The sequence below is a fragment of the Ruegeria sp. SAZA006 genome, assembly GCF_059613465.1.
Map to the genome: position 1 here is coordinate 137,704 of NZ_JBXWSO010000003.1, position 20,678 is coordinate 158,381.

General features: G+C 64.6%; 23 protein-coding genes. 8 read left to right on the forward strand and 15 right to left on the reverse strand.

Going from position 1 to position 20,678, the window contains the following annotated elements; genetic code table 11:
- Window positions 1–103 precede the first annotated feature (103 nt).
- Complete coding sequence (gene soxR, locus AC2FNZ_RS01590; RefSeq protein WP_005978985.1) at window positions 104–559, reverse strand: redox-sensitive transcriptional activator SoxR; 456 nt, start codon at window positions 557–559, stop codon at window positions 104–106.
- Between the two features lie 89 nt (window positions 560–648).
- Here soxR and AC2FNZ_RS01595 point away from each other — a divergent pair, with 89 nt between their 5' ends.
- From AC2FNZ_RS01595 to AC2FNZ_RS01605, 3 genes are all read left to right on the forward strand, one after another.
- Window positions 649–1,029 (forward strand): VOC family protein, encoded by a 381-nt coding sequence (locus AC2FNZ_RS01595; RefSeq protein ID WP_005978983.1) that lies wholly within the window; start codon window positions 649–651, stop codon window positions 1,027–1,029.
- Window positions 1,030–1,267: 238 nt separating this feature from the next.
- The gene (greA, locus tag AC2FNZ_RS01600; protein ID WP_005978981.1) at window positions 1,268–1,738 is read left to right on the forward strand and encodes a transcription elongation factor GreA; all 471 of its coding nucleotides are present in this window, start codon (window positions 1,268–1,270) and stop codon (window positions 1,736–1,738) included.
- A 12-nt stretch (window positions 1,739–1,750) separates the two neighbouring features.
- A complete protein-coding gene (locus AC2FNZ_RS01605) occupies window positions 1,751–2,743 on the forward strand; it encodes a hypothetical protein (RefSeq protein ID WP_496839314.1) in 993 nt (330 codons plus the stop codon).
- Here the strand turns inward: AC2FNZ_RS01605 and AC2FNZ_RS01610 are convergent.
- From AC2FNZ_RS01610 to AC2FNZ_RS01630, 5 genes are read right to left on the reverse strand one after another with little or no spacing between them, the layout of a single operon-like run.
- Window positions 2,740–3,336: a GNAT family N-acetyltransferase gene (locus AC2FNZ_RS01610; RefSeq protein WP_496839315.1), complete on the reverse strand. Its 597-nt coding sequence runs from the start codon at window positions 3,334–3,336 to the stop codon at window positions 2,740–2,742. The two genes, AC2FNZ_RS01605 and AC2FNZ_RS01610, sit on opposite strands and share 4 nt — an antisense overlap.
- A complete protein-coding gene (locus tag AC2FNZ_RS01615; protein ID WP_496839316.1) occupies window positions 3,333–4,592 on the reverse strand; it encodes a molybdopterin-binding protein in 1,260 nt (419 codons plus the stop codon). The genes AC2FNZ_RS01610 and AC2FNZ_RS01615 overlap by 4 nt, the downstream gene beginning before the upstream one ends.
- 20 nt (window positions 4,593–4,612) lie before the next feature.
- Window positions 4,613–5,122 carry a molybdopterin-guanine dinucleotide biosynthesis protein B gene (mobB, locus tag AC2FNZ_RS01620; RefSeq protein WP_496839317.1) on the reverse strand — a complete coding sequence of 170 codons (510 nt, stop codon included), beginning with the start codon at window positions 5,120–5,122 and terminating at the stop codon, window positions 4,613–4,615.
- Window positions 5,119–5,775, reverse strand: a complete 657-nt coding sequence (mobA, locus tag AC2FNZ_RS01625) for a molybdenum cofactor guanylyltransferase MobA (protein ID WP_496839318.1) — start codon at window positions 5,773–5,775, stop codon at window positions 5,119–5,121. Before mobA ends, mobB begins: the two co-directional genes overlap by 4 nt.
- Entirely contained in the window at window positions 5,765–6,709 is a 945-nt protein-coding gene (locus AC2FNZ_RS01630) for a formate dehydrogenase accessory sulfurtransferase FdhD (protein ID WP_496839319.1), read from the reverse strand. The genes mobA and AC2FNZ_RS01630 overlap by 11 nt, the downstream gene beginning before the upstream one ends.
- Here AC2FNZ_RS01630 and AC2FNZ_RS01635 point away from each other — a divergent pair.
- Both AC2FNZ_RS01635 and AC2FNZ_RS01640 read left to right on the forward strand, forming a co-directional pair.
- Window positions 6,708–7,424 carry an AzlC family ABC transporter permease gene (locus AC2FNZ_RS01635; RefSeq protein WP_170365451.1) on the forward strand — a complete coding sequence of 239 codons (717 nt, stop codon included), beginning with the start codon at window positions 6,708–6,710 and terminating at the stop codon, window positions 7,422–7,424. The genes AC2FNZ_RS01630 and AC2FNZ_RS01635 overlap by 2 nt on opposite strands.
- A complete protein-coding gene (locus AC2FNZ_RS01640; protein ID WP_496839320.1) occupies window positions 7,421–7,753 on the forward strand; it encodes an AzlD domain-containing protein in 333 nt (110 codons plus the stop codon). Before AC2FNZ_RS01635 ends, AC2FNZ_RS01640 begins: the two co-directional genes overlap by 4 nt.
- Here the strand turns inward: AC2FNZ_RS01640 and AC2FNZ_RS01645 are convergent.
- The 7 genes from AC2FNZ_RS01645 to AC2FNZ_RS01675 all read right to left on the reverse strand — a co-directional run bounded on the left by AC2FNZ_RS01645 (window position 7,742) and on the right by AC2FNZ_RS01675 (window position 14,273).
- Window positions 7,742–8,374: a hypothetical protein gene (locus tag AC2FNZ_RS01645; RefSeq protein WP_496839321.1), complete on the reverse strand. Its 633-nt coding sequence runs from the start codon at window positions 8,372–8,374 to the stop codon at window positions 7,742–7,744. The genes AC2FNZ_RS01640 and AC2FNZ_RS01645 overlap by 12 nt on opposite strands.
- Before the next feature lie 16 nt (window positions 8,375–8,390).
- Window positions 8,391–8,525 carry an aa3-type cytochrome c oxidase subunit IV gene (locus AC2FNZ_RS01650; RefSeq protein WP_093963530.1) on the reverse strand — a complete coding sequence of 45 codons (135 nt, stop codon included), beginning with the start codon at window positions 8,523–8,525 and terminating at the stop codon, window positions 8,391–8,393.
- A gap of 91 nt (window positions 8,526–8,616) precedes the next feature.
- A complete protein-coding gene (locus AC2FNZ_RS01655) occupies window positions 8,617–9,177 on the reverse strand; it encodes a hypothetical protein (protein WP_496839322.1) in 561 nt (186 codons plus the stop codon).
- On the reverse strand, window positions 9,164–11,002 hold the full coding sequence (locus AC2FNZ_RS01660; RefSeq protein ID WP_496839323.1) for a glycerophosphodiester phosphodiesterase family protein: 1,839 nt from the start codon (window positions 11,000–11,002) through the stop codon (window positions 9,164–9,166). The genes AC2FNZ_RS01655 and AC2FNZ_RS01660 overlap by 14 nt, the downstream gene beginning before the upstream one ends.
- A 64-nt stretch (window positions 11,003–11,066) precedes the next feature.
- Entirely contained in the window at window positions 11,067–11,519 is a 453-nt protein-coding gene (locus AC2FNZ_RS01665; protein WP_170342276.1) for a DUF6173 family protein, read from the reverse strand.
- 4 nt (window positions 11,520–11,523) lie between these two features.
- A complete protein-coding gene (locus tag AC2FNZ_RS01670; RefSeq protein ID WP_496839324.1) occupies window positions 11,524–12,570 on the reverse strand; it encodes an MBL fold metallo-hydrolase in 1,047 nt (348 codons plus the stop codon).
- Complete coding sequence (locus tag AC2FNZ_RS01675; RefSeq protein WP_496839326.1) at window positions 12,570–14,273, reverse strand: acyl-CoA dehydrogenase; 1,704 nt, start codon at window positions 14,271–14,273, stop codon at window positions 12,570–12,572. Before AC2FNZ_RS01675 ends, AC2FNZ_RS01670 begins: the two co-directional genes overlap by 1 nt.
- Window positions 14,274–14,408: 135 nt before the next feature.
- On the opposite strand from AC2FNZ_RS01675, the gene AC2FNZ_RS01680 reads away from it, so the two are divergent.
- Window positions 14,409–15,359, forward strand: coding sequence for an L-threonylcarbamoyladenylate synthase (locus AC2FNZ_RS01680; protein ID WP_496839327.1), 951 nt, complete (start codon window positions 14,409–14,411; stop codon window positions 15,357–15,359).
- Here the strand turns inward: AC2FNZ_RS01680 and AC2FNZ_RS01685 are convergent, their stop codons facing one another.
- Window positions 15,360–15,914: a YqgE/AlgH family protein gene (locus tag AC2FNZ_RS01685; RefSeq protein WP_093963536.1), complete on the reverse strand. Its 555-nt coding sequence runs from the start codon at window positions 15,912–15,914 to the stop codon at window positions 15,360–15,362.
- Between the two features lie 142 nt (window positions 15,915–16,056).
- Between AC2FNZ_RS01685 and AC2FNZ_RS01690 the strand changes: the two genes are divergently transcribed.
- Window positions 16,057–16,869, forward strand: coding sequence for a protein-disulfide reductase DsbD domain-containing protein (locus tag AC2FNZ_RS01690; RefSeq protein ID WP_496839328.1), 813 nt, complete (start codon window positions 16,057–16,059; stop codon window positions 16,867–16,869).
- Between the two features lie 4 nt (window positions 16,870–16,873).
- Window positions 16,874–17,305: an NUDIX hydrolase gene (locus AC2FNZ_RS01695; protein ID WP_170342285.1), complete on the forward strand. Its 432-nt coding sequence runs from the start codon at window positions 16,874–16,876 to the stop codon at window positions 17,303–17,305.
- Here the strand turns inward: AC2FNZ_RS01695 and AC2FNZ_RS01700 are convergent.
- Entirely contained in the window at window positions 17,272–20,673 is a 3,402-nt protein-coding gene (locus tag AC2FNZ_RS01700; RefSeq protein WP_260064023.1) for an efflux RND transporter permease subunit, read from the reverse strand. The two genes, AC2FNZ_RS01695 and AC2FNZ_RS01700, sit on opposite strands and share 34 nt — an antisense overlap.
- Between the last annotated feature and the right edge of the window lie 5 nt (window positions 20,674–20,678).

Consider the following 20,678-nt stretch of genomic DNA (forward strand, 5'->3'; position numbering starts at 1 on the left):
CCTGGGGCGCGGGCTCGGCGAAATTTTGTTTCCCGGCTGATTACCTGCTGGAAAAGACCTTGGTCAATCAAAACACGGCGTAACATTGCTGCAATGCGGCAGATCAGCCCTCGGGCGCGTCACCCATCAGGTACCTGGGACCGCTACCATGCGCCTTGGCCCGGTCGTCTGGGTTGTAGAGCGCGCATTTCGGCAGGCTCAGGCAGCCACAGCCGATGCAGCCGTCCAGATTGTCGCGCAGGCGCAGCAGAGTGTCGATTCGCTGGTCCAGATGCGCGCGCAGGCCCTGGCTGATCTTTTTCCAATCCGCCGGCGTGGGCGTGCGGTTGTCGGGCAGCCCGGCCAAAACCTCGCGGATTTCGGGCAGGGTCAGGCCGAACTGCTGGGCGATCATCACGAAACTCAGCCGACGGATGTCGGCGCGCTGATACCGCCGCTGACCGCCCGGATTGCGCCAGGGGGAAATCAACCCCTGCGCCTCGTAATAGCGGATGGCGGACACCGCCAACCCCGTGCGGCGCGCCAGCGCGCCGATGGAAAGGCCTTCGGATGCGGGCATGATCTCCTCCCGAAAAAATCTCTTGAGCTAAAGTTAGGTTTAGGAATTACGGTGAGTCGAAACAAGCCTGAACATGAAAAGGAGACCCCGTGATGGCGACGCTGGAACACACGAACTTCACCGTCCGCAACCCGCAGGCGACCGCCGCCTGGATGCAGGACGTATTCGGATGGAAGACCCGCTGGGAGGGCCCGGCGATCGCGGGGGGCTACACCGTGCATGTGGGCAGCGCGCATACCTATCTGGCGCTTTACGCCCCGGCCGACCCGAAACCGTCGGGCGAAAGCAGCTATGACATAGTCGGCGGGCTGAACCATGTGGGCGTGCTGGTCGAGGACATCGACGCGACCGAGGCCAAGGTCCGCGCCGCGGGCTTCGAGCCGCACAACCACGCCGACTATGAGCCCGGCCGCCGGTTCTATTTCGACGATGACAACGGCATCGAATTCGAGGTGGTTCAATATGATTGAGATGCTCTGGTTCGGCGCCGAAGCGCATCGCTGGAAACGCGGTGATCTGCTGGGGCACCGGCACAATCGGAGACCCCCACCGCCCCGACGGCGTTAAGTTGCGGATTGCAGGGGCCAAACCCCTTGGCCTCTTGCATTTCACGCCATATTTGGGTCAGGTAATTGCCAACCCATCTTTCGCCCCGACGCTGGTCTCATGCGGCGGGGCGACTCAATTTGTGCGTGGAAAAAAGAAGATATGGAAAAGATCCCCATGACGCCCGCGGGCTTTGCCGCGCTCGAGGCAGAGCTCAAGCAACTCAAGTCCGTTGAACGCCCCGCCATCATCGAGGCCATCGCCTCGGCGCGCGAACTGGGCGACCTGAAGGAAAACGCCGAATACCACTCGGCCCGCGAAAAACAGGGCTTCATCGAAGGCCGCATCAAGGAACTGGAAGGCGTGCTCTCGCTGGCCGAGGTGATTGACCCGACCAAACTGTCGGGCGCGATCAAGTTCGGCGCCAAGGTCACCCTGGTCGACGAGGACACCGACGAGGAAAAGACTTGGCAGATCGTGGGCGAGCATGAGGCCAATATCGAAAAGGGCCTGCTGAACATCAAATCGCCCATCGCCCGCGCCCTGATCGGCAAGGAAGAAGGCGACAGCGTCGAAGTGCGCACCCCCGGCGGCGTGCGCTCGTACGAAGTGCTGAGCATCCACTACGCCTGATCGGAGCGCGTCATGTCGGGCCAAGACCCTGATCCGGACAGCAAACGCCCCACCTGGCTGGGCATCTATGACCGTCCGGGCCGACCCAGCGTCACCGGGATCGAGATTGCGGCCGCGGCCCTCAGCCTGATCTGGCTGGTGGTGGCCGTGGTCTTTCTGGTGCTGCCCGAGCAGACGCAGGCCGGCGGTTTCATCGTGATGCTGCTTGCGGTTTTCATGCCGGTGGCGATGATCTGGGTCGCGGCGTTGGCCATGCGCGCCAGTCGCATCATGCGCGAAGAGAGCGCCCGGCTGCAGACCGCAATCGACGCGATCCGCCAAGCCTATGTATCGCAGCAACAGCGGTCGGCCAGCACCTACGAACCCGCGGTGGCCCGGAAACTGGATGAAATCGCCGCGGCTGCCCGGCACACCCAAAGCACGCTGGCCACGTTCTCCAGCAAGCGGCGGGATCTTGCGCCGCTGGCAAGACCTGCGGCACCCTCGGGCCAGACCTCGTTGGAACTGGGCACTCCGCCCGAGGAGATACCGACTCCTCTGCCCACCGACATTTTCATCCGTGCGCTGAACTTTCCCGAAACCGCCGAGGATACCGAAGGCTTCAACGCCCTGCGCCGCGCGATGAAGGACCGCAAGACCGCGCAACTGGTACAGGCCGCCGAGGACGTGCTGACCCTGCTCAGCCAGGAAGGCATCTACATGGACGACCTGCGCCCGGACATGGCCCGCCCCGAGGTCTGGCGCCAGTTCGCCAAGGGCGAACGTGGGCGTGCGGTCGCTGCTTTGGGCGGCATCCGCGACCGGTCGTGCCTGGCGCTGACCTCGGCGCGGATGAAACAGGACCCGATCTTTCGCGATGCGGTGCATCACTTCCTGCGCCGCTTCGACACCATGATCGTCGAATTCGAACCTGTGGCCAGCGACGCCGACCTGACCGCCTTGGGCGACACGCGCACGGCGCGCGCCTTCATGCTGCTGGGTCGAGTGGCCGGGACCTTCGACTAGCCACCGTCGGTCACGACCCAACGCATTTTCGTAGCCGAACTAAAGCCGAGCAGGTGTTTGAACGGGCCGGTACGGTCCTGCCCGATCACCTGAAACCCTTCACGCTCGTACAGGATACGCGCGCGCGGGTTGGTGTCGATCACGTCCAGGTGCACCTCGTGCATGCCCAGCCTCTGCGCTTCGTCCTTGATCGCCCCCAGTAACAGGGTCCCGACACCCTGCCCGCGCGCCTCGGCTGCCACGCATATGCCATCCATCTGGAACACGCCCGGCTTCAGGTCGCGCTCCAGAACGCTCAGGATCAGGCCCCGCCATAGGGCACCGAACCAGCCATAGACCCGGGCCAGATCCGCCAGCCCGCCCTGCGTCAGCCCACCGTCGCGGGTCTTGTACCCGGCCAGCGCCAGCATCCGCCCATCCGCATCCCGAGCCACCAGGGCGAATTCTGGGTTCAGCACCCGTTCGAAAAAGGCCAGCCCGCGCGCGTCCGGACCCATCACGCGCGATAGTTTGCCCGAGAACGCCTGCCAGAACAGCTCCGCTGCCCGCGCGCGCTCATCGGGGGAAAACCCGCGCGAGACCGAAACCGTCACAGGCCGAAACTGCCATAGGGTATGAAGCGAACCGGGTCTCCGGGCTGGATGTCCAGCGGGCCGTCCGGCAGTTCGACCAGCCCTTCGGCCCAGCTGAGCCCGCTGATGCGACCCGACCCTTCCGAGTGGAACACCTCGACCCGGCCGTCGCGGACCCGGGCGCGCAGGTATTCACGGCGGCCCGGTTTCTTGCGCTTGGCGAACCCGGCGGGCAGGTCATAGCCCTGCGGCTGCTGCCACCCCTCGCCCGCCATCAACCCCAGCGCGGGCCGGGCAAAGATCAGAGTGCAGACCATCGCCGCCACCGGATTGCCCGGCAGGCCGAACACAGGCGTGCCCTGCCACAGGCCCAGCGCCAGCGGGCGGCCCGGTTTCAGCGCGATGCGCCATTCCTGCAAGGCCCCCGTCGCGCGAAGCAGGGCCGAGACATGATCCTCGTCCCCCGCCGAAGCGCCGCCGCTGGTCAGGATCGCGTCGGTCTGTTGCGCGGCCTGGTCCAGCCGGTCCCGCAGCGCGGCCCGGTCGTCGCCCACGCGGCCCAGATCGACCGGCACAAAGCCCATCCGTTGCAGCATCGCCAGCAGCATCGGGCGGTTTGCATCATAGATCTGACCCGGCCCCGCGGCCTGACCCGGATCACGCAATTCATCGCCGGTGGACAGAACCCCCACACGCAAGGGGCTGCGGACCGGGACCTCGGCCACGCCCACCGCCGACAGCAGCGCCAGATCGGCGGGTGTCAGGCGTCGCCCGGCAGGCAGAGCCAAGGCGTCGGCCTGCACGTCTTCGCCCGCCTTGCGCGTATTGGCGCCGGCCTTCAAAGGCCCGTTGAAGGCGATGTGGCCGTCTTGCACGGTCACGTCCTCTTCCAGAATGACGGTATCCACGCCCTCGGGCAGCGGCGCGCCGGTCAGAACGCGCAGCGCCTGCCCCTCCGGCACGGCCCCCGCAAAGGGTACACCCGCCGCCGCGCGCCCCTCGGCCAGCGGCAGGATTTGCGGGCCCTCGGGTCGACCACCGGCGAAGCCGTACCCGTCCACCGCCGTGTTGGGCAGCGGCGGATTCGACCGTTGCGCGATCACGTCCTGCGCCAGAACACGCCCGCAGGATTGACCAACGGGCAGGGTCTCGACACCGGCCACCGGGTGCAACCGGTCGCGCAACAGGGCCAGCGCGTCGGCGACCGGAGTCCATTCGACCCCCGGCGGCAGGGCGAAACAGTCGTTTTTCAGCGGTGGAGGCGCAATCTTCGGCATGGTCCGGTCCTCGGGCATAGTCAGGGGCTGGGCCGCGGCCCCAAGCCGACCTCGGCCAAGATGAAATCGGCAATGGCAGGCGTGTCGTTCAGATCAAAAACCGGACGGTCCAGATCCAGCGGCGCGTCGCTGGCCACCGCGCGGATCGTCGGATCGTCAACGGCAATCAGCGGGTTTCCGGGCTGGGCGCGAACGGCCTCGACCTTGGGGTGGCGCGCACGCTTGTACCCCTCGACCAACACCAGATCGACCGGCGACAGGCGCGCCAGAAGGTCGTCCAACGGCGGCTCGGGCGCGCCGCGCAGCTCTTGCATCAACGCGATGCGGCGGCTGGATGCCAGCAGGACCTCGGACGCCCCGGCGGTTCGGTGGCGGTGGCTGTCGGTGCCCGGCTGGTCCACGTCAACCGCGTGGTGAGCGTGTTTGACGGTCGAGACACGGAACCCGCGCCCGGTGATCTCGGCCACCAGCCGCTCCATCAGTCCGGTCTTGCCCGCATTCTTCCAACCGGTAACGCCGTAGACCTTCATGCCTGCTCCAACAGTTTCTGCGCCTGGATCAGATCTTCGGGCGTGTTGACGTTGAAGAACGGATCGAACGGGTCGGCCGGAAACAGCGCCTCGCGCCCGTCATGGCGGTCGGTCCACAGGACCACCTTGCGCAGCCCGTCGTTCAGCGCCGCCCGCAGGTCATCGCGCAGCGCCACGGGCCACAGGCCAAAGGTCGGGTGCCGATTGACCCGGCGGCCACCGCCCGATTTCAGCGCCTTTTCACCGGTGCGCGGCGTGGTGGCCAAAACCAGCGGATGAGCCTGCCCCTGCGCCGCCTGCAGCAGCCGATCGACCAGATCGCGCGGGAAGAACGGCGTGTCGGCAGCAGCGGTGACGATGCAATCAGCACCCTGCCCCGCCGCCCAATCCAACCCGGCCAGAACGCCCGCCAACGGCCCGGCGTAACCCGCAATAGTGTCCGGCAGGACCGGCAGGCCAAGATCGGCAAACCGCGCCGGATCGCCGTTGGCGTTCAGCGCCAGCCCGGCCACCTGCGGCGCCAGCCGGTCGATCACATGCGCCAGCAGGCTTTGCCCGCCCAGGTGCAGCAACCCCTTGTCGCCGCCGCCCATCCGCGTGGCCAGACCTCCGGCCAGTATGACGCCGAGGGGTCGTGATACTTCAACTCCCATTGGCGCTTTTCCTTCGATGCTTCCTGTCCTCGACCGGCACGGTGGCCGGGTCCACGTCGCGCAGCAGCCGGTCCTCGCCAGACAGGCAGACGAAACGTTGGCCGCGCATCCGGCCGATCAGGGTCAGGCCGACCTCGCGCGCGATTTCGACGCCCCAGGCGGTGAAGCCCGACCGCGAGGCCAGAACCGGGATGCCCATAATCGCCGTCTTGATCACCATTTCCGAGGTCAGCCGTCCGGTGGTGTACAGGATCTTGTCGCCGGCCGCCTCGCCTTCGGACAACATCCAGCCGGCGATCTTGTCCACCGCGTTGTGGCGGCCCACGTCCTCCATATAGACCAGCGGGCGGCTCTGATGGCACAGAACCGTGCCGTGGATCGCCCCGGCCTGCAGGTACAGCGACGGCGTGCGGTTGATCTTGGCCGCCAGATCATACAGCCACGAGGTGCGCACCTGAACCTGTGGCAGGCGCACGCCCTCCAGCCCCTCCATCATGTCGCCGAACACCGTGCCCACCGCGCAGCCGCTGGTGCGAGTCTTTTTCTTCAGCTTGTCCTCATAGGACGTTTCGCGGGCCGTGCGCACCACCACGGTTTCCAGATCGTCATCGTAATCCACACGCGTGATCTCGTCATCGGGGCGCAACATGCCCTGGTTTCGCAAAAATCCCAGCGCCAGATATTCAGGGTAATCGCCAATGGTCATGGCCGTCACGATCTCTTGCGAATTGAGAAAGATCGTCAGCGGGCGCTCCTCGACCACCGAGATGCGGCTGACCTCGCCGTTCTGGTCCACCCCCTCGACCGCACGGGTCAACCGCGCCGCGCCGGGATCGGGGGCGATGATGTATTCCGACAGATCTACTTCGGTGGCCAATTGCAACCCTCTCTCTGACCCGCTACTGCTGCGCAGACCACCATAGGATCTAGCCATGGCAACCTCCACATCCAAGTCATACTATTGGCAGGGTTTTCGCGACGGGACCCCGTTCATCTTTGTGGCGGTGCCCTTCGGCACCCTGTTCGGCGTCTTCGCGACCGAGGCGGGCCTGAGCATTCTGCAGACCATGGTGTTCACCGCAGCCGTCTTTGCGGGGGCCGCGCAGTTTGCATCGCTGCAACTGCTGCAGGACGGCACACCCACGGCCATCATTCTGGTTTCGGCACTGGCCGTGAACCTGCGGATGGCCATGTATTCGGCGTCGTTGACGCCTTATCTGGGCGCGGCGCCCCTGTGGCAACGGGCCTTTGCCGCCTATCTTACGGTCGACCAATCCTATGCCTGCTCGATCGTCCAGTTCGAAAAGGAACCGGACATGTCGGTTCCGCAGCGTATGACCTATTTCATGGGGTCGGTTTCGCCTCTGGTGCCCATGTGGGTACTGGCCACCTTTATTGGGGCCTACCTGGGAACGCAGATCCCGGATAGCTGGGCACTGGACTTCGCGCTGCCAATCACCTTTCTGGCCATGATCGGCCCGATGATGCGCACTCCGGCCCATGTGGTCGCGGCTCTGGTCGCCATCGTCGTGTCGCTGCTATGCGTGGCAATCCCCTACAATCTTGGCCTGCTGATCGCGGGCTGCGCGGGCATGATGGCCGGTGCGCAGGCCGAAGTGATGCTGGAACGCAGAAAGGTAGCGTCATGACCACCCCCGATCAGACAACGGTCTGGACGATCATCGTCGGGCTGGCGATCGGAAGCTATGCCCTGCGCTTCGTGTTCATCGGCTTTGTCGGAGACCGTCCGTTGCCGCCATGGTTGCTGCGGCATCTGCGCTATACGGCGGTGGCCACCCTGCCGGCCCTGATTGCCCCTCTGGTCATGTGGCCCACGGCCACCGAGGGCCAGCCGGACCTGCCGCGCATGGCCTCGGCCGTGGTTGCCCTGAGCGTCGGGTTGATCACCAAGAACGTGCTGGCCGCCATCTTTGCCGGGGCCGGCACGCTGTATGGTCTGCTGTACCTAGTTGGTTGAAGCCGCTTCCAGCTGGTTGAGCGCGGCGTTGTTGGCCGCCAGACCGGCCTGCAGATCGGCGCTGTCGTTTTCACGATATTCGGTCGTGACGACCCCCGGAATCTGCCCGAACTGATCGGACAACTTGACCGGGTAGAAGGTGGTCTGGATCTGCTCGAACCCGGGAACCTGCTGCAGCAGCCGAGCAGTCGAGTGGGCGCAGTAGGCGCCCGGAACCGGTCCGGACTGCTTGGCCAGCTGATAGGCGATCTCGGCCTGCTGGGGGGTCACCTGGATGGTCTGGATGCGCGCATAATGCGTTTCGCGTGCGTGCGAGCTGCGATAGGCACGCTCGACCGCGGGGGTGATGCCATACAGCACGTCATCCTTGATCGGCACCACGTCGGCGCGGAACGACCCGGCGGGGTCGAAAATTACCCGCTCGCTGGCGCTGATCATCAGCGAGGTATGCGCGCCAGACCCCGTACGCGTGTTGATCATCGTGTACAGGGTCAGCGTTGAGGGGCCCGGGTCACGGTAGGATCGCGCAACGATCTCGGACTGGTCGGCCTGAGGGCGCTGCGACGTGGCACAGCCTGCGACGGTTACTGCCAGCAGGCAGGCAATCAAGATGCGAAACATGACCCGTCAGTCCGGCTTATGCCCCAAAGATCGCAAGAAACAGGGCAATGAAGCAGATCACCACGACGCTGTAGGTGGTGAATTTGATGAACCCGTTGAAGGTTTTGGTCTGGACGGTGATGTCCATCTCGCCGTGCTTGTGTTCAGCCATTTCGAAAGATTCCCAATTCGCGTGTTTGCCGATTTGGATAAATCATATTTTCCGGCCTGTCACGACGTCAATCGCGCGCAGGTGCCCGAGTTCAGTCGGCCGCAGCCTCATCGGTGGCAAAAACCGAGCAGCCGGGATACCCGAAGCCCCACCGCCACGGCAGGCCGGTGCAGGGACCACCTCCGAATCGGACGGCCATGAACATCGCCTCGGCGGTGATCGACATGGCCGACGTCACCTGCTCGGGCGTCATGTCGTATTGCGTTGCATAGTCCTGCGCATGCACGGCCCCGAATTCCTTGACGCAGGCGCGCAGGGCGCGGTCAGCCTCCAGCCGGGCGTCGAAACTGGCGTCGGCGGACGTGGCGCCCCCGGCGGTGTGATACGCGCGATCATGAGTCACGCAGCAGGATTCCCACGGCGGATGGCTTTCGTAAACCGCGCGAAATCTGGGAAAGGTCTCTGCCACCAGCCGCCAGCTGGACGACATGCCGCCCGAGCAGCCATCGGTTTCAAACGCGCTCAATGGTTGCCCAACCGACTGCGCGATCAAAGCCCGATGCGCGGGAATCTCGACGCCGCGCATCAGATCCTGCGCCGAAGCCGACCCGGCAAGGCAGGCAAGCAAAAGACCGAAGCTAGGGGCTTGCATCGCGCATCGCCTCGGTATCGACCGACAAGCCGAAGGTCGTGGCCAACCACAGCAGCAGCCGCTCGCCCGGCTCCATCTCGGCGCGGACACGTAGCACTTCACGCGCCATTGCGGGGCGGTCGGTGATCAGACCGTCGACACCCATCGAGGCCATCGACGACATCTGCAGCGGGTCATTCACCGTCCAGACATAGATATCCTTGCCCGCGTCATGGACCGAGCGGATCAACCCGGGCGTGACCATCCCGGCATTCACCGCGACGAAATCGCCCTCCAGCCCGGTCAGATCGCCCACCGCCGTGGCAGCCAGAACGCCGGCGCGCCAGTCCGGGCGCAACGCTTTCATCTTCTGCACCGCCGGGTATTTGAGCGACATCGTAGCGATGTCCTGCTCCATCCCAAACTCTTCGACGATGGCGGCCACGCGGTTTTCCAGATCCACGTCATGGCCATAGTATTTCAGTTCGATGATGACCTTGGATTTGCCCTTCGCGGCCTCCAGAACCTCGCGCAGGGTCGGAGTGCGCTGATCGGCATATTCGGGGTCGAACCAGCTGCCGATATCGATCTGCCCCACATCCTCCATCGTGGCATCCCAGACTTTCAGGTTGACCCCGCCCAGCTTCATGAAGTCGCTGTCATGGGCCACGATCACCTCGCCGTCGGCGCTTTCCTGAACGTCGATCTCGACCCAGTCAGCACCGTCCTCAATGGCTTTCAACACCGCAGCCATCGTGTTTTCCGGCCGCAGCGCCGCAGCGCCCCGGTGACCGATTACGTCAGCATGATCGGGTGCCGAAATCTGGTCCAGCACGTCCTGGCTGAACCAGATCCCGGCCAACAGGGCCACAACGGCCGCGGCGACGGTCACCAGAACCGGGGCGCGCAGGTTTCCGGCCTCGGGGTGAGGAAGCTCTGCCGCCCGGGGCTCAAAAAATGCATCCAGCAGAACCGCCAGCGCGCCCAGCGCCACCGCCGCCAGCACCAATCCGGCCAAAGACCACAGCCCGGCCACCAGCAGACTGAGCGTCAGGGCAAACCGCAGGTTCGTGCCCTGTTCGAGAGGTACAAGGTGGAACAACAGGCTGGCCACGGCGGCAATCAGCGCAGCGATCGCCAGACGTACGACCAGCCACAGCGCCAGTTCGATCTTCAACCGGCCGCGTTTGCCCTCCATTCGGCGGGCGCTTTCGGCAAAGGCGTCCGAGGGCGCAATTCCCTCGAACAGCACCAGATGCAGGGCCAGCGCCCAGGCCGACAGGCGGCGGATCAGCACCCAGGCCAAGGCCAGCACCACCAACCCGATCAGTGCGACGGCCACCTGGAACGCGGGCGGATGGAAGGTCAGATAATAGTTGATGTCGTATTCGGTCAGCGTCCACCACGCGATCAGGCCCGCGACCGCCACGAAGGGCACCGCCAGAACAAGCACCCGCAGAATGAAGCGCACCGCGAAGGAAAACAGCGTCGGCAGGCGCGACAGGATCAATCGCAGCGCCGACCCGCCGGCCCTCCACGGGTCGCTCTCGCCCATCCTGAGCGATCCGGCCATGACCGAAAAGACGAACACCTCGGCCAACAGGAACAGGCCCAGAATGACCACCGCCGCCACGAAACCAACCGGTGACAGGATGAACATCGCGATGTCCTGATCGGTCAGCGCTGTTTGGTCGGACAGCATCACCGCCAGGCTCACGGTGAAGGCGACGCCGGGCGCGATCAGCGCAATCAGCAGCAGCCGCACCGCCAGATAGATGGGAACAAAGGTTCGGCGTCGGGCCCAGGCCCCGCGATAGGCATCTGTTACGGTTGAGAAATGTGACACGCCGGCCCCCTTTGAATGCTGAATTCATTCAAGGCCGCGCAGATGTGAATTGCAAGCGTGACGCTCAGCTTTCCTCAAGCTTGGCCGCGAGGCGGAAGCCGATCCGGTTGGCGGGCTTGTCCTCGACCGTTTTGGGCAGGGCGCGCAGCATGACGTTCAGCTGGCTGACATGCTGCACCAGCTGGGTGCGTGCGCCCGAACCGTCCGAGCCGTAGAAAGTGATCACGTCGGGGTCGAAATATCCCATCCCCTCGATCCGCATCACCCCGGCGTCACCGCCGGTAAAGCCCATGGCGACCTCGTGATCGGCATCGAGGGTCTGTTCAAAGTTCTGGATGTACAGGATCAGCCGCTCATACGCCCATTGGGCGGGGCTTTTGCTGTCGACCGGCTGGCGCAGGGGTTCGGGCAGATCCTTGGTGCCCGACGTGCTGTCCGGGTCGGCATGCACCTCATAGCACCGGGGCAGAGCCGCCGCTTCGGCGGCCTCGGCCGAGGTTTCGATCTTGTCCTGCATCGTTTCAACCTTTGCGCTGATACACCCATGCGCCGTCCTCTCGGCGCGCCCGGGTCACGGCTCCAGTGTGATAAAGATGGTTCAGATGCGCAACCGCCTCGACCAGCGCAAGACCGTATTCGCCGTCGCGGATGGGACGTTTGAACAGGGTCACGAAACAATCCGACGCCGCCTTGGGCGCATCCAGATCGTCCAGCAGGCGTGCAAGAGCGCTGTGATGGTTCTCGATCAGTTGTTTCATGCGGATCGGCAGACCGACGAAGGGCAGCTTGTGCCCCGGCAGCACCACCTGATCAGGCCGCGACAACGCTTGCAGGCGCTCGCAGGCCTCCAGCCAGTCGGACACCGGGTCGGCCATCGGCTCGGTGGCATAGACGCCCAGGTTCGGGCTGATCGAACTGAGGATCTGGTCGCCCGAGATCACCAGGTTGTCGTCGCGGCTCCAGAACGTGGCGTGTTCGGGGGCATGGCCATTGCCCATATGCACGTCCCAGTCCCGCCCGCCCATGCGGATCACGTCGCCCTGCTTGATGCGGACAAAGCCCAGAGGCATCGGATAGACCGTGTCGGCAAAATTGAAGGGCCGCTCGGACATGCGCTTGGCCAGGATCTCGGGGGCCATGCCGGCGCTGCGGTAGAACTCCAGCGTCTCTTCCGGCCAGCTCTCCTGCACGTCCAGCGTCAGCATTCGCGCAAACAGCCATGCGGTGCGGCTCGAGACCAGATCGGCGCCGTGCTCCGACTGGAACCACCCGGCATTGCCGACGTGGTCGGGGTGGTGATGCGTAACCACCACTCGAGTCACCGGTTTGCCCGCAAGCGGCCCGGCCATCAGGTCGGACCACAGGCCGCGCGTCTTTTTGGATGAAATTCCGGTGTCGACCACCGTCCAGCCATCTCCGTCATCCAGCGCGTAGACGTTGACGTGGTCCAGCGCCATCGGCAGCGGCAGGCGCATCCACAGCACGCCCTCGGCGATCTCGGTGGCCTGTCCGGGCGCGGGCGGCTCGGGCCAGGGATGGCGAAACGCCGGAGGCCGCGCGCCGTCCATCACGCAGCCAGTTCGTCAGCGCTGAGCGCGAACAGGTCTTTGGCCCCGATCTGTGCTTGATCCAGCAGGCCCGCGTATTCCGGCAGGCGCGCGGTGATGTAGTACCGCGCCAGCTTGGCGCGCGGACCATCCGGATCGGCCAAAGCGGCGATCAGGTGGTAATGCGCGCCCAGCACGCGGGCAAAGGCGTTCAGATAGGCCACGGCCCCGGCAAAGCGGTTGTTCATGTCCTCTTGCGCCGCCAGCCACTCGGTCGCCTCGCGCAGGGTTTCGGTCGCCTCCCATACCGGGCCGGCCAGCTCGGGCACGGTGGCGCGGGCGCGCTCGGCGTGATCTTCGATCTCGTCCAGCAGGCGGGCGGCGGCTTCGCCCCCGTCCATCATCTTGCGGCCGACAAGGTCCATGGCCTGAATGCCGTTGGTCCCCTCGTAGATCGCGGTCACGCGGACATCGCGGTAATACTGCGCGGCGCCGGTTTCCTCGATATATCCCATGCCGCCATGCACCTGCAGGCCGGTCTCGGACACGCGCATGCCGGTCTGGGTGCCGAAGGCCTTGCAGATCGGGGTCAGCAGGGCCGCCCGCGCGGCCCAGTCGGCGTTGCCGGTGGCCTTGGCCATGTCGATGGCGGCGGCGTTGGCCAGCATGATCGCACGGGCGGCGAACAGGTCGGCCCGCATGTCCATCAGCATCCGGCGCACATCCGCATGATCGATGATCGTGCCCGAGGGCGTCTTGCCCTGCTTGCGTTCCAGAGCATAGGCCAGCGCGTGCTGATAGGCGCCCTCGGCCGCGCCCACGCCCTGCCCGCCGACACCGAGGCGCGCGTTGTTCATCATGGTGAACATGGCGGCCATGCCTTTGTGTTCCTGGCCAACCAGCCAGCCCTTGGCGCCGTCATACTGCATCACGCAGGTGGGCGAACCATGCAGGCCCATCTTGTGTTCCAGCGACACCACCTTCAGGTCATTCGCCACGCCCGGATTGCCGTTTTCATCGGGGATGTACTTGGGTACCAGAAACAACGAGATCCCCTTGGTCCCCGGCGCGCCATCGGGCAGTCGGGCCAGAACCAGATGGCAGACATTCTCGCAGAAGTCATTGTCGCCCCACGAGATGTAGATCTTCTGCCCGGTCACCGAATAGGTGCCATCGCCGTTGGGTTCGGCCTTGGACGTCAGCGCGCCAACGTCAGACCCGGCCTGCGGTTCGGTCAGGTTCATCGTGCCCGACCATTCGCCCGACATCAGCTTGGGCAGGTACAGCGCCTTGAGCTCCTCGCTGGCGTGGTGTTCCAGCGCCTCGATCTGACCCTGGCTCATCAGCGGGGCCAGCTGCAGCGACAGGCAGGCGGCGCTCATCATCTCGTTCACGGCGGTGGTCACGGTCATAGGCAGGCCCATGCCTCCATATTCCGGGTCGCCGCTCATGCCGATCCAGCCGCCCTCGGCGATCGCCTTCCAGCCATCGGCATAGCCGGGAGAGGTCCGCAAAATCCCGTTCTCCAGCCGCGCGGGGTGCAGATCGCCGGGGCGCTGCAGGGGGGCCATCACCTCTTCGCACATCTTGCCGGCCTCGGACAGAATGGCGCTGACCACGTCCGGGGAAGCCTCGGCGAATTTCTCGGTTGCGGCGACGTCCTTGAACCCGACCACCTTGTCCATGAGGAACTCGTAATCAGTGACAGGAGCGCGATATGGCATGGTTTCCCCCGGAAATCGTGTGTCGGTCGCAATGGCGGGCTTGGAATCCATGGCCCGCGCCGGTATTCATCTAAGCTTGTTCGATTACCTATCCGTCCCCCTGTTGCAAGCAACCAAAACGCCGCGTCACCACCCATGATCCCCAACAGCACGCAATATCTGGATGCTGATCCCGCCGGGATTGCAGCCGCGGCCGACCTGCTGCGTCAGGGACTGCTGGTCGCCTTCCCGACCGAGACCGTCTACGGGCTGGGCGGCGACGCCCGCAACGGCGAGGCGGTCGCAGCGATCTACGCCGCCAAGGGACGACCCAGTTTCAACCCGCTTATCGCGCATGTCGCCTCGGTCGAGGCCGCCAAACGCTATGTCGAGTGGTCGGACAATGCCGAACAACTGGCAGCTGCGTTCTGGCCCGGTCCGCTGACACTGGTGCTGCCGCTGCGCGCAGGGCATGGCGTATCCTCGCTGGTGACGGCGGGGCTGGAGACGCTGGCCGTGCGGGTGCCAGCCCACCCAACCGCGCGCGCATTGCTGAGCGCAGTTGACGGACCCGTCGCTGCCCCATCGGCAAACCCCTCCGGTCGGATCAGCCCGACCACTGCGGCGCATGTGCGCGCCGGTCTGGACGGTCGGATCGCTGCCGTACTGGATGACGGACCCTGTTCGGTCGGGTTGGAGTCCACCATCGTGGGCTTGGCCGGCACCCCCGCTTTGTTGCGGCCCGGCGGTGTCGCTCTGGAGCAGATCGAAACAGTTCTGGGCACGCGCCTGACCCGCCACAAGCCCGGAGATCTGCTGACCGCTCCCGGGCAGTTGCTGTCACATTATGCTCCGGACGCACCGGTGCGGCTGAACGCCACCGAGCGGCGCGGGGACGAGCTGCTGCTGGGATTTGGCAATGTCGACTGCGACCGCAACCTATCTGCCAGGGGTGACCTGATCGAGGCGGCGGCAAAACTGTTTGCGTATCTGCACGAACTGGACGGTACGGGGCGGCCAATTGCCGTCAGCCCAATCCCTTCCGAGGGCGTGGGGGCGGCCATCAACGACCGCCTGCGCCGGGCAGCGGCGCCACGCAATTCCTGATCAGGCCCGACCGGCGCTGGCCGACAGCGTCAGCGGATCGACACCCAGCGTGGCCAAGGCGGCCTCCCACTTTTCGTCGTCGGCAACGTCAAAGACCAGTTTCGATGTGGCATCGGTCGTCAACCAGCCATTGGCCGCGATCTCATCTTCCAGCTGTCCCGGCCCCCATCCCGAATAGCCCAGCATCAGCATCGAGTTCAGCGGCCCCTTGCCAGAGGCGATATCTTCCAGCACGTCCAGCGTCGCCGTCATGCTGAAATCGCCGGCCACGTGCAGCGAATGCAGATTTGCGTCGTAGTCCGCGCTGTGCAGCACAAACCCCCGGGACAATTCGACCGGGCCACCAAAATGCACGAGGCGTTCTCCGACAACCGGGATGCGGCACGCGATGTTCAACTGTTCAAGCAGCGTCTTGATTCGCAAATCCGACGGTTTGTTCACGATCAGACCCATCGCGCCGTCATCGCCGTGGCTACACAGGTACACCACTGAATGATCAAAGCGCGGATCGCCCATGCCGGGCATCGCAATCAACAGTTTTCCAGTCAGATCCATCAAAAAAACTCGTGAGGCTTATTCCCTTACAATGACCTTGCGGAACCCGGATTGGCAAGGGATCACGCCGGAAATCCCGCGATTTCTGCCGGTGACCAGAACGTGACTTGGCAAACCTGCCCGCAAGTCGCATGTATGGATCATGAGATCGCTGTTCAAACCCGTTCTGACCGTTGTTTCGGCTTGCCTGGCCCTGTCCGCACCTGCGCAGGGGCAATCGATCGACTCGATCGTCCGGCTGGACGTGATCGATGGCGGCCAATCCGAGGATGGAACCTATCTCACCGCGATCCGGCTGGATCTGGAACCCGGATGGAAGACCTATTGGCGGGCCCCCGGTGACGCCGGCATTCCGCCTGAATTCGACTGGCGCCGGTCCGGCAATGTCGGCGCGGTTGCGATCACCTGGCCCACGCCGCATGTCTTTGACCAGAACGGCCTGAAGTCCATCGGCTACGACACCCAACTGGTGTTGCCGGTTCGGATTACGCCCAAGGACGCATCCAAACCGGTCCGGTTGCGCGGCGAGGTCGATCTGGGGGTGTGCAAGGATGTCTGTATTCCCGCATCGTTGAAATTCGACCACGAACTGGATGCGGGCGCAGCAAGGAATCCAGCGATTGCGGCTGCGCTGGCGCAACGGCCCTTCTCTGCACGCGAGGCTGGCGTTACTGGCGCGGCCTGTCGCCTGAGCCCGACCGCGGACGGTTTGCAGGTTCAGGTCCAGATCGACATGCCCTCGGCCGGTGGTGCCGAACTTGCGGTGATCGAGCCGGGGAACCCGGGCCTGTGGGCATCGCAGACTGAAACCAGGCGGCAAGGCAATCGGCTGATCGCTACGTCCGAGGTGATCAGCCCCGACGGTCAGCCCTTTGCGCTGGACCGGTCCGCCGTGCGGATCACGGTTCTGGGGACCAAACACGCGGTCGACATTCTGGGCTGCAGCGCGGGCTGACCGGATGCAGCGGGTTCCCCGGATCGGCGCACTGGCGGTTGTCGTAGATCAGGGCCATGTCCTGCTGGTGCAACGCAGCAAAGCCCCCGATGCCGGTCTCTGGGGATTTCCGGGCGGCCATGTGGAGTGGGGCGAAACCGTCTTGCAGGCCGCCGCGCGCGAGTTGATGGAAGAAACCGGTATCGAAGCAACCCCGCAGGCATATTTGGGCAACCTTGATCTGCTGGTCCGGGATTCGGCCGGACAGATCACCGCCCACTATTTGCTGGTCGGCGTGTCCTGCCGCTTCGGATCCGGCACTCCGATCGCAGCGGACGATGCGCAGGACGCGCGTTGGTTCCCAATCCGGCAGGTGCTGGACCGCGACCTTGCGATGAGCGCCCGGGTGCCCGACCTTCTGTCTCAGGCACTGGCCCGGGATGAAAGCCTGACATAAAGCGCCGCGGACACGATCAGGCTGACGGCCAGAATGGCAACCGCACCGGCCGCGAACGCTCCCAGCCCCATTCTCAGCAACGCCAGACCGTCCTCGCCGCCGTACAGCCCGGACAGCACACCCAGCGGCGCGCCGGCCAGAACCGGCCAGACCATGGTGACCAGCAGCCAGAGCATCATCGCCCCGCCCGTCCCCGCGGCCGCGACCCGAACCACCTTGTCCGGCGCCCGCAAGGCGCGGCGCATCGCCGTCATCGGGCGAGAAATATCACTCAGGATCGCCAGCAACGCGGGGACCAGGAGCAGCACCAGCACCATGCCGAACCCGAGCCCGTAGACCAGCGTGATCACCGTGGGTTTGAGGAATTGCGCCTGCTGCGACCCTTCGTACAGCAACGGGGCCAGCCCCATCACCGTCGTCAGCGTGGTCAGCATCACCGGCCGCAAACGGTCTGCAGTGCCTTCTATGATCGAGGGCACCAGCCCGCGATCCTGCTGATAGCCATCGATGGTCGTTATCAAAACGATCGAGTCGTTGATGATGATCCCGGTCATGCCCAACAGGCCGACGACCGTGAACATGCTAAGGGGAACGCCCCAGATGTAATGCCCCCAGATGGTGCCGACCAGACCAAAGGGAATAATCGCCATCACCACCAGCGGCCTTGTCCAACTGGCGAAGATCCAAGCCAGAACAAGGTAGATCCCGGTCAGGCACAGGATCAGGCCGGTGCGCGCCTCGGTCAGGAACTCGTCCTCCTGTTCGCTCAGACCGGCCATGCGCCACTCGACCTGATACTCGGCGGCGATATCAGGCAGGATTTCCTCGCGCATGGCGCGGGTGATTTCCGCCGCCTGGGCCGGGTCATCCTCGGAAATGTCCCCGTTCACTGCGATCACCCGCAGGCCATTTTCCCGGCGCACCGTCGAGAACCCCGACTCGCGCTTGACCGAGACGATGTCAGCCAGCGGGACATAGACCCCGTCCGGTGAACGCATCAGCGTGTGTTCGAGGAAATCGGCGGTCAGCTCGCTTTCGGGCAGTTCGACCCGGATCTCGGCGCTGCGAGGACCGTCGGGGAATGTCGCCGCCTCGATCCCGTTCAGCCGGTGACGCAGAACCCGGCCCAATGTCTCGATGCGGAAGCCCAGCGCCTCGCCCTGTGCCGTCAGATCCAGAATGTACTCTTCCTTGTCATAGGCCAGATTGTCTTCCAGCGCTGAAACCTCGGGGTATTTCGACAGTTCCGCCTGCAGGGCCTCGGACGCGGATTTCAGGGTGTTCACGTCCGCGCCGAAAAGCTGCACGTCGATGGCATCACCACCCGGACCCGAGCGCCAGCCGCGGAACGTCAGCAATTCGACCTTGGGATGGCGCGGCACGAATTCCTGCAGCTCGCCCACGAATTCAAAGCTGGAATAAGGTCGCAGGTCGGCATCGATCAGCTCGATAGAGATACCGCCCAGCAAATCGCCATCCTTGCCATCGGCGGCGGACAGACCATAACCGGCGCTCCCTCCGATCTCGGCCAGAACATAGTCGATCGGGTTGCGACCGTGGCGTTCTTCGTAGATCTGACCCAGCTCTTCCGTGGCGCGCTGCAGAATGTGCATCATTTCGATCGTGTCGGCGCGGGTAGCGCCTTCGGCCATGATGAAATTGCCGGTGACCGAGCCCCGCTCGGGCGCGTTGAAAAACCGCCAATTGACGTCGCCCTTAATGAACAGCGCTATCTGGCTGGCCAGAATGGCGATCATCAGGGCCACGACCACGTATCGCGCCCAGATTGCCCACGCCACCAAAGGTCGGAAAAGAGTGTCGCGCACCCAGCGAAAACCCCGGTTCACAACCCGGTTGGGCCAGTCATACCAGTGTTCCTTGGCCGAATGTGCGATAGCATGCGCCATGTGGTTCGGCAGGATCAGAAAACACTCGATCAACGATGCGATCAGTACAGCGATCACCGTAAAGGGAATGTCCCGGATCAGCTCTCCGAACCGTCCGCCAATGGCGGTCAGACCGAAAAAGGCGATCACGGTCGTGACCGTGGCCGCAAAAACCGGCATCGCCATGCGCCGGGCGGCGCGCTCGGCGGCAACGACCGGTGGCTCGCCCAGCCGGCGGGCCCGGAAATCGGCGTGTTCCCCCACCACGATCGCATCATCCACCACGATACCCAGCGTGATGATCAGTCCGAACAACGAGACCATGTTGATCGACAGCCCGCCGATATACATGAAGGCGATGGCCGCCGACATGGCCACCGGGATACCGGCCGCGACCCAGAATGCGATGCGCGCATTCAAGAAGAGGAACAGCAGGCACACCACCAAGCCCAGCCCGACCAGCCCGTTGTCGATCAGAATGTCCAACCGGTCGGTGATGGCCTGCGCCCGGGTACGGATCAGCTCAACCGAGATACCATCCGGCAGACTCGCCTGCATCTCGGCGACCACATCCTCGACCGTGTGCTGAATGTCGATCGCGTCACCCAGGTTCGACCGGTCCACCCGGACGGACATGGCCGGATTCTCGCCCACGAAATAGCTGCGATTGCGGGTAACGCCCTCGACCCGGATCTGCGCGACATCGCCGACCACCAGCTTGGACCCGTCCGGATAGGTGCGCAAAGCGATGCGCTCGATCTCCTCCGGGGTGCGTTTTTCCACGCCGGTGCGGATCCGGGCGTTTGCGCCGGTCACGTCCCCGGCCGGATTGGCCGTGACCTCGGCCGCGACCGCCGAGGCGATCTCGGACAGGGTGATGTCGTTGGCGATCAACTGCGCGGTGGGAACCTCGACCACGATGCGTGGGGCCGCAAGGCCGCGGATCGTGGTCCGCGTCACACCGGCAGCGAACAGCCGATTGATCAACTCATCTGTGAATTTGGCCAGCTGCCCGGTCTCGATCGGGCCGGTGAGGACAACATCCGTTACCCGGTCTCGCCAAGCGGCACGCCGGATGGACGGTTCTTCGGCGTCCTCCGGCAGGTTGGTCACGCTGTCGACCGCGGTGCGCACTTCTTCGACGGCGCGGCTCATGTCCCAGTTGGGTTCAAATTCCAGCGCGATGCGGGCCGATCCTTCGCGGGAGGTCGACTCGGTGCTGGCAACGCCTTCGACCGCCAGCAATGCAGGTTCAAGGATCTGGACAATCCCGTTGTCCACATCCTCGGGCCCCGCACCATCCCATTCGACGTTGACATTGACCCGTTCCAGGATCACGTCCGGAAAGAACTGCGCCCGCATGTTCGGCGCCGAAGCCGCGCCAAGGACCAGCATGACCACCAGCAGAAGGTTGGCAATGGTCCGGTGACGCGTGAAATAGCTGAGGATGCCGCTGGCCGCGCCCGGGATCTCGCGCATCATGGCGC

Bases quoted from the DNA above. Each gene is read 5' to 3' on its own strand.
- AC2FNZ_RS01675 (WP_496839326.1), bottom strand. From the start codon at position 14,273: ATGCCATATCGCGCTCCTGTCACTGATTACGAGTTCCTCATGGACAAG.
- greA (WP_005978981.1), top strand. From the start codon at position 1,268: ATGGAAAAGATCCCCATGACGCCCGCGGGCTTTGCCGCGCTCGAGGCA.
- AC2FNZ_RS01665 (WP_170342276.1), bottom strand. From the start codon at position 11,519: ATGCAGGACAAGATCGAAACCTCGGCCGAGGCCGCCGAAGCGGCGGCT.
- AC2FNZ_RS01645 (WP_496839321.1), bottom strand. From the start codon at position 8,374: ATGTTTCGCATCTTGATTGCCTGCCTGCTGGCAGTAACCGTCGCAGGC.
- AC2FNZ_RS01655 (WP_496839322.1), bottom strand. From the start codon at position 9,177: ATGCAAGCCCCTAGCTTCGGTCTTTTGCTTGCCTGCCTTGCCGGGTCG.
- AC2FNZ_RS01650 (WP_093963530.1), bottom strand. From the start codon at position 8,525: ATGGCTGAACACAAGCACGGCGAGATGGACATCACCGTCCAGACCAAA.
- soxR (WP_005978985.1), bottom strand. From the start codon at position 559: ATGCCCGCATCCGAAGGCCTTTCCATCGGCGCGCTGGCGCGCCGCACG.
- AC2FNZ_RS01605 (WP_496839314.1), top strand. From the start codon at position 1,751: ATGTCGGGCCAAGACCCTGATCCGGACAGCAAACGCCCCACCTGGCTG.
- mobA (WP_496839318.1), bottom strand. From the start codon at position 5,775: ATGGGAGTTGAAGTATCACGACCCCTCGGCGTCATACTGGCCGGAGGT.
- AC2FNZ_RS01700 (WP_260064023.1), bottom strand. From the start codon at position 20,673: ATGATGCGCGAGATCCCGGGCGCGGCCAGCGGCATCCTCAGCTATTTC.
- AC2FNZ_RS01680 (WP_496839327.1), top strand. From the start codon at position 14,409: ATGATCCCCAACAGCACGCAATATCTGGATGCTGATCCCGCCGGGATT.
- AC2FNZ_RS01635 (WP_170365451.1), top strand. From the start codon at position 6,708: ATGGCAACCTCCACATCCAAGTCATACTATTGGCAGGGTTTTCGCGAC.
- AC2FNZ_RS01690 (WP_496839328.1), top strand. From the start codon at position 16,057: ATGAGATCGCTGTTCAAACCCGTTCTGACCGTTGTTTCGGCTTGCCTG.
- AC2FNZ_RS01615 (WP_496839316.1), bottom strand. From the start codon at position 4,592: ATGCCGAAGATTGCGCCTCCACCGCTGAAAAACGACTGTTTCGCCCTG.
- AC2FNZ_RS01640 (WP_496839320.1), top strand. From the start codon at position 7,421: ATGACCACCCCCGATCAGACAACGGTCTGGACGATCATCGTCGGGCTG.
- AC2FNZ_RS01630 (WP_496839319.1), bottom strand. From the start codon at position 6,709: ATGGCTAGATCCTATGGTGGTCTGCGCAGCAGTAGCGGGTCAGAGAGA.
- AC2FNZ_RS01670 (WP_496839324.1), bottom strand. From the start codon at position 12,570: ATGGACGGCGCGCGGCCTCCGGCGTTTCGCCATCCCTGGCCCGAGCCG.
- AC2FNZ_RS01685 (WP_093963536.1), bottom strand. From the start codon at position 15,914: ATGGATCTGACTGGAAAACTGTTGATTGCGATGCCCGGCATGGGCGAT.
- mobB (WP_496839317.1), bottom strand. From the start codon at position 5,122: ATGAAGGTCTACGGCGTTACCGGTTGGAAGAATGCGGGCAAGACCGGA.
- AC2FNZ_RS01695 (WP_170342285.1), top strand. From the start codon at position 16,874: ATGCAGCGGGTTCCCCGGATCGGCGCACTGGCGGTTGTCGTAGATCAG.